The sequence below is a fragment of the Vibrio sp. V42_P2S4T144 genome, assembly GCF_009904715.1.
Classification (GTDB): domain Bacteria; phylum Pseudomonadota; class Gammaproteobacteria; order Enterobacterales; family Vibrionaceae; genus Vibrio; species Vibrio alginolyticus.
In genome coordinates this window covers 1-6,649 of the sequence record NZ_WXWS01000472.1, presented here as the reverse complement: position 1 = coordinate 6,649, position 6,649 = coordinate 1, and the positions used below count along the sequence as shown (strand labels likewise).

General features: G+C 44.5%; 5 protein-coding genes. 2 read left to right on the top strand and 3 right to left on the bottom strand.

Going from position 1 to position 6,649, the window contains the following annotated elements:
- The coding region (locus CAG68_RS15795) for a family 4 glycosyl hydrolase (protein ID WP_161441345.1) at positions 1 to 1,003 on the top strand (1,003 nt) is incomplete at its 5' end.
- Positions 1,004 to 1,058: 55 nt separating this feature from the next.
- Positions 1,059 to 2,609, top strand: a complete 1,551-nt coding sequence (locus tag CAG68_RS15790; RefSeq protein WP_017633701.1) for an alpha-glucoside-specific PTS transporter subunit IIBC — start codon at positions 1,059 to 1,061, stop codon at positions 2,607 to 2,609.
- Between the two features lie 178 nt (positions 2,610 to 2,787).
- On the opposite strand, the gene CAG68_RS15785 is transcribed toward CAG68_RS15790, so the two are convergent.
- The 3 genes from CAG68_RS15785 to CAG68_RS15775 form a co-directional block, all read right to left on the bottom strand.
- Positions 2,788 to 4,818 carry an acetoacetate--CoA ligase gene (locus tag CAG68_RS15785; protein ID WP_086047481.1) on the bottom strand — a complete coding sequence of 677 codons (2,031 nt, stop codon included), beginning with the start codon at positions 4,816 to 4,818 and terminating at the stop codon, positions 2,788 to 2,790.
- 87 nt (positions 4,819 to 4,905) lie between these two features.
- The gene (locus CAG68_RS15780) at positions 4,906 to 5,832 is read right to left on the bottom strand and encodes an electron transfer flavoprotein subunit alpha/FixB family protein (protein WP_017820355.1); all 927 of its coding nucleotides are present in this window, start codon (positions 5,830 to 5,832) and stop codon (positions 4,906 to 4,908) included.
- Positions 5,829 to 6,581, bottom strand: coding sequence for an electron transfer flavoprotein subunit beta/FixA family protein (locus CAG68_RS15775; protein ID WP_017633698.1), 753 nt, complete (start codon positions 6,579 to 6,581; stop codon positions 5,829 to 5,831). The genes CAG68_RS15780 and CAG68_RS15775 overlap by 4 nt, the downstream gene beginning before the upstream one ends.
- Between the last annotated feature and the right edge of the window lie 68 nt (positions 6,582 to 6,649).

Genomic DNA, 6,649 nt, shown 5'->3' with positions numbered 1-6,649 from the left:
AGAGACATGTGGCGCGGGGGGAATGGCATATGGACTTCGCTCTATCGGCGATATGATCCAGCTAGTGAACGAGATCCGACAAACGTGTCCAGATGCGTGGATTCTTAATTACACCAACCCAGCGGCAATTGTCGCTGAAGCTTTAAATCGTGAATTTCCGCATGATAAGCGAATTCTAAATATTTGTGATATGCCAGCAGCGATTATGGTCAGCTATGCGCAATTGTTAGGGTGTGAAATTTGGGACTTTGTTCCTGAATATTTTGGGCTTAATCACTATGGCTGGTTTACCAAAATTCGTAACAAACAGGGTGAAGACTTAACGGATAAAATTAAAAATATCATCCTAAAAGAAGGGATCAGTGCGGTTGATGCGGAAATAGCGGATGACCCATCGTGGCAAGCCACATTCAAAAACATGAGAACAATGCTTGCTGATAATCCAGAGTTTTTGCCGAATACGTATCTTCAATACTATTTGTACCCTGAAAAAATGGTGGCGAAAGAGGATATCAATAATACTCGCGCAAGGCAGGTAATTAACGGCCGTGAGAAACGAGTGTTCGAATTGAACGCAAGAATAATTGAAGCGGGCACCACGAAGCACGAAACACTGCATGCCGATATCCATGGTCGATACATGGTGAGAGTCGCGGCTTCGCTTGCCTACAACTTGAGCGATGTGTATCTCGTCATCGTACCGAATAATGGTGCTATTACAAATTTACAAAATGACGCCATGGTAGAAGTTCCAGCTGCGCTAACTAGTGATGGACCGAAAGCTTTTACTGTAGGAAAAATCCCAACCTTCCAAAAAGCCATGATTGAGAGCCAACTTGGTTACGAGAAATTAGTCGTGGATGCTTGGTACGAAGGAAGTCAGCAAAAGCTGATTAATGCACTCACACTTAACCGTACCGTGGTTAATGTGCCAAAAGCTAAAGAAATAACAAAACAATTACTAGAAGAAAATAAAGCCTACCTTCCTCAATTTTTTCAATAACAACTGGACGTTCGGGGCCTACTTGTAGGCTCCGTGAATGAAACAAGAGGTTTATATGAAAGACATTATTCAAAGGTTCGGGGCCGCGATGTTTGTTCCCGTTCTATTATTTCCAGCAGCGGGCATGTTATTGGGTTTCTCTGTTGTGCTGTTAAATCAAGAAGTGTTTCCTTGGGCACTAGAGGGGAGTGCTTGGGTTAAAGTCTCGACGATCATTTTACAGGCATCTCTCGCTGTATTTAAAAATATGGCACTTATTTTTGCCGTTGGGTTACCTATCGCTTTAGCTAAAAAAGCATCTGGTCGCGCTGTACTTGCAACACTCGTTTCCTACATTACGTTTAACTACGTTATTGGTGGAATCCTTCAATTTTGGGGACCAGAACTGGGCGTTAACTATACGGAAGGTGAGCGAGGTTTGACTGAAGTTGGTGGCATTCTAACGCTTGATACCAACTTGCTAGGTGCCATTTTAATTGCAAGTCTCTCTGTTTGGGTTCACAACCGATTCTTTGATAAAAAGCTACCGGATTGGGCGGCTGTATTTGGCGGAACGCCATTGGTTGTGATCATTAGCTTCCCAATTATGGTCGTGATGGCAATTCTAACTTGTTTGACTTGGCCAAGTATTCAGCATGGTATTAACAATCTGCAATCATTTTTGGTTTCTGCTGGATCGTTAGGGGTATGGCTATTTACGTTTTTAGAGCGAATCATGATACCAACGGGGTTGCATCATTTCGTATATGGTCCCGTTTTTTATGGGCCAGTTGCAGTCGATGGCGGAACGGTTGCCTATTGGATTCAAAATATACAGACATTCGCCCAGAGCTCGGAAAGTTTAACGACACAATTTCCTCAGGGTGGTTTGATGTTGACGGGAATGGGTAAAGTGTTTGGTTGTACGGGTATCGCACTAGCACTCTATTCAGTTGCGAAAAAAGAAAATAAAAAGATGGTGATGGGGTTAGTGCTCGGAGCCGCAATCACAGCAATTCTTACAGGGATAACCGAACCAATAGAGTTTACATTCTTATTTATCGCACCTGCGCTGTTTGCTTTGCATGCGTTGTTATCTGCGACAATGGCAACGATCGCCTTTATGTTTGGTGTTTCCGGTAACTTTCAGACTGGCTTGATAGACTTCATTTTCCAAAACTGGTTGCCTTTGGCTGGTAACCATGCAGGAACATACGTGATTCAGATTATTATTGGTCTCATGTTTACTGGTGTTTACTTTGTTACGTTTCGCGCGCTTATTTTAAAATACAACATACTTACTCCGGGACGTGAAGGTGCAGATAGTAAGTTGTATTCCAAAGCTGACTACAAAGAAGCGAAAGCGGTCCATAACAGTAGCGCAAGTCCGTCACAAGCTAGTGCCTTTATTGAAGGTCTGGGTGGAAAAGAAAACATTGAATTGTTAACTAATTGCGCGACGCGTTTGCGTGTTAAAGTTAAAGATGTCTCTCTTGTAAAGGAGAACGCATTTTTCACACAGCACGGAGCGGTGAATATTGTTAGAAATCAAGAGAGCCTTCAAATCATCGTTGGTTTAACGGTGCCACAAGTTCGCGAAGATATGAGCCAACTGATAAAAGCTTAACCCCCAAACTAATGCTCCCGCTCATATGGCTCAAAGGTGAGATAGAATTATCTCACCTTTTTTGTGTACATGAAGCATATTTCGCGCAGTTTCCACGAAAGTGGGGAGGAGTTATCGAGCGAGCTAAAAATACAGTTAGGTTATACCCGTCTGTATTGTTGGAAGACTTGTTGAGTCTCTAATTGACAGTGGCGCCACTTTCTATGTTGAAAAGCGTTTTAATTTCTTCCAGCACTTCTGGGTTAGCAATAGCACCAATGTTTTTTACAGCTTGTCCGTTTACCAATTGTTTCACTGCTAGCTCAACCAATTTGCCTGAGCGCGTTTTAGGAATATCACTGATGGCAAAAATTTGTCGTGGGACATGGCGCGGTGAACATTTTGTTTTCAATGTTTGGCGAATTGAATCGGTGAGTTGTTGGGTTAACTCGACGTTGTGAGCGAGTTTTACTAGTAACCAGATTTCTTCAGACTGCTGGTTTAACTTGCCGACAGCGATGGAGTCTTCAACCTCGGGTAACGCGTTCACTTGCTGATAGATTTCAGCGGTACCGATGCGTACGCCGCCTGGATTTAAGGTTGCGTCACTACGGCCATAAAAAATGAAGCCGCCATGTTCGGTTTGCATCACATCGTCGCCATGGTGCCAGATATCGGTAAACTTGCTCCAATAAGCGTTGTGATAGCGTTCGCCGTTGTCGTTCCAGAAGCCAATAGGGAAGTTAGGTAGCGAGTTATTACAAGTCAGTTCGCCGCGTTTTTGCGTAATAGTATGTCCACCATCCTCTAGAACACGTGCGTCGATTCCCAGCCCTGCGCCTTGGCATTCACCTTTGTAAACTGGTGAAATAGGGTTTCCAAGTACAAAGCATCCGCAAATATCTGTGCCGCCAGCGATAGAAGCGAGATGCAAGTCCTGCTTGATGTGCTGATAGACATAATTAAATTGTTCTGGGTAAAGCACCGAACCAGTTGAGCAAAGAGTTTTGAGTGACTTCAGGTTATGTTCTAGTTTTGGAGAGCAGTTTGCCTGTTCCAGTGCTTCTAAGTATTTCGCTGAAGTACCAAACAGCGACACGCTATGTTCTTCTGCTAATTGCCATAAGACGGAGTGATCAGGGTAAACCGGACTACCGTCGTAAATCACTAAGGCTGCACCACTCGCAAGAGCGGAAACATGCCAGTTCCACATCATCCAACCACATGTTGTGTAGTAGAAAACCTTGTCTTGCGATTTGATGTCGCAATGCAGTTGATGTTCTTTGAGGTGATTGAGCAAGGTACCGCCTGCGGAATGGACAATACACTTAGGTTGACCTGTTGTACCAGAAGAATACAAAATGAATAACGGGTCATTAAACAGCGTTGGTTGATATTGAATTGATTGTGGAGAAAAGTGGTGAGTAATATCGGACCAAGAAACAAACTCAGAAGTGCTAGCACTCTCAGCGTTTTGTAAATATTCGATTTGGCATACGCTAATAGTAGTCTCTTCGGAGGCACTGCTTAACTTACTACTAAGAGTGGTGTTCTTGTTCGTCATATCGAAAGCTTTGCCTCCGAACTGGTAGCCATCACAGCAAAAAAGAACTTTCGGTTTGACCTGACCAAAACGCTCTACGACGCTATCGATACCAAAATCAGGAGAGGTTGAAGTCCAAATGGCACCAAGACTGGTGGTGGCCAGCATGGCAATAACGGTTTCAGGAAGGTAGGGCAAATAACCCGCAACGACATCGCCTTTACCGACACCACAATTGAGTAGCCATTGTTGAATGGCAGAAACTTGTTCAAGCAACTGTTTACCGGTGAGTTGTCGGTGTTCACCGCTTTCATTGCTAAAAACAATAAACTCACGCTCTGGTGATTGTTCAGCCTGAGATAGGAGGTTCTCTGCGTAGTTCAGCGTGGCGTCAGCAAACCATACTGTGTCTCTATTTACATGATGATGATTAGAACCTGTTGGTGTCCATTTGGGACTGCCAAGGCTCTTGACTTGCGAACTTATATCTCCGATTACGTTGCAAAACTGCCAAGTATGTCGCCAAAATTCATCATTGTGCTCAATGGACCACTGGTGTAGAGACGTGTAATTGTTGATTACGGTACCTTCGGCTTTGTCTTTATTAACCTTTTCGATGAACCGTAATAAGTTGCTATTGCTGACGCGCTCAGCAGATGGTGACCAAATAGGTGCAGAATTTGGCATAGGTCCCTCTAATTTCAATTCTTTTGAATATGACCAAAAACAAAATAAAGGGGCGAACATAGCAGTGTTCGCCCCTTATCTGATCGTTTAAAGTTGTTCGGCAAGCTGAGGTAGTACCTCAAATAAATCACCAACCAATCCATAGTCGGCAACTTCAAAGATAGGAGATTCTGGATCTTTGTTGATCGCGACAATCACTTTGGATTCCTTCATTCCTGCAAGATGCTGGATGGCACCGGAAATCCCAACCGCTATATAAAGCTTAGGTGCAACGATTTTACCGGTTTGACCCACTTGTAAGTCGTTGGCAACAAACCCGGCATCAACCGCCGCGCGAGAAGCGCCAATGGCAGCACCTAGTTTATCGGCCACTTGTTCGATCAACGCGAAGTTCTCTTTGCTACCGACCCCGCGTCCACCTGACACAACCACCTCTGCCGCGCTTAATTCAGGACGTTCTGACACGGTTTTATCGACAGAAACCAATTCAACCATTGGAGCTGAGATAGTGACCTGCTGATGCTTAATATCAGCTTGGTTGTGACAAGTAACCGGCTCAAACGCAGACGCGCGCACGGTGATGACGCGAACCTTGTCGCTGGTGGTCACTTTGGCAAATGCGTTTCCTGCGTAAATAGGGCGGATAAAAGTGTTTTCATCGATAACTTGGACAATATCGGAAATTTGCCCAACGCCGAACTTCGCTGCTACTCGAGGTGCAAGGTCTTTCCCTTTTGATGATGAGCTAGCCCAGATTGCGTCAAAACCTTCAGCAATACTCACTACAATAGGTGCGATACTCTCGGCAAATTGATGCTTAAGTTGCTCATCATCGACACAAATTACGTTTGATATACCATCAACGCGACAAGCTTGCTGAGCGACTTCTTCACACTGGTGGCCCACTACGATCAAAACATTGTCTTGGCTGACTTGTTTTGCTGCATTAACCACTTTGAGTGTGTCCGCATGCAATTGGTTATTGTCATGTTCTGCTATGATTAAGTTCTTCATGAAATCACCTTCGCTTCGTTACGCAGCTTATCGAGAAGCTCTGAGACAGATTCAACCTTGATGCCACCTTTTCTTTGCGCTGGCGGTGTGACTTCTTGAATGGTTTGGCTAAATACCACTTCAACACCCAGACTGTCAGGTGTGATGGTATCTAACGGCTTGCGCTTAGCTTTCATGATATTAGGCAAAGAGGCAAAACGCGGTTCATTCAGGCGTAAGTCAGTACTGATCACCGCAGGTAAGTTCATCGCGACCGTCATCAAGCCGCCGTCCACTTCTCTCACGACCTGAACTTTTTGATCTTCTATCTTCACGTCGGAAGCGAAAGTTGCTTGAGGCCAGTCAAGTAGGGCAGCCAGCATCTGAGCAACTTGGTTGTTGTCAGTATCAATGGATTGTTTACCCGTAATCACAAGCTGCGCTTGTTCTTGCTCAACCAGAGCTTTGAGCAGCTTAGCGACGACCAATGGCTCTATTTTGTCTTCAGTATCGATATGAATAGCGCGATCGGCACCTAACGCAAGCGCAGTACGTAGTTGCTCCTGACACTGGCTACCGCCGGCACTGACAACGATAACTTCATCTGCAATACCTTGCTCCTTTAGTCGTACGGCTTCTTCAACGGCTATTTCGCAAAATGGATTAATCGTCATCTTGACGTTATTGGTTTCAACATCGCTATGGTCCGCTTTCACGCGAACTTTAACGTAGGGATCAATGACCCTTTTGATTGGCACTAGTATTTTCACGTTAGATTCCTTTTTACAGTGAAGACTATGTGTTTACAGTGAAGACGATGTGATGACGTCTTTAAAAT

What these genes read in the sequence shown, in the direction of transcription:
- CAG68_RS15790 (WP_017633701.1), top strand. Translation starts at nt 1,059, where the DNA reads ATGAAAGACATTATTCAAAGGTTCGGGGCCGCGATGTTTGTTCCCGTT.
- CAG68_RS15785 (WP_086047481.1), bottom strand. Translation starts at nt 4,818, where the DNA reads ATGCCAAATTCTGCACCTATTTGGTCACCATCTGCTGAGCGCGTCAGC.
- CAG68_RS15780 (WP_017820355.1), bottom strand. Translation starts at nt 5,832, where the DNA reads ATGAAGAACTTAATCATAGCAGAACATGACAATAACCAATTGCATGCG.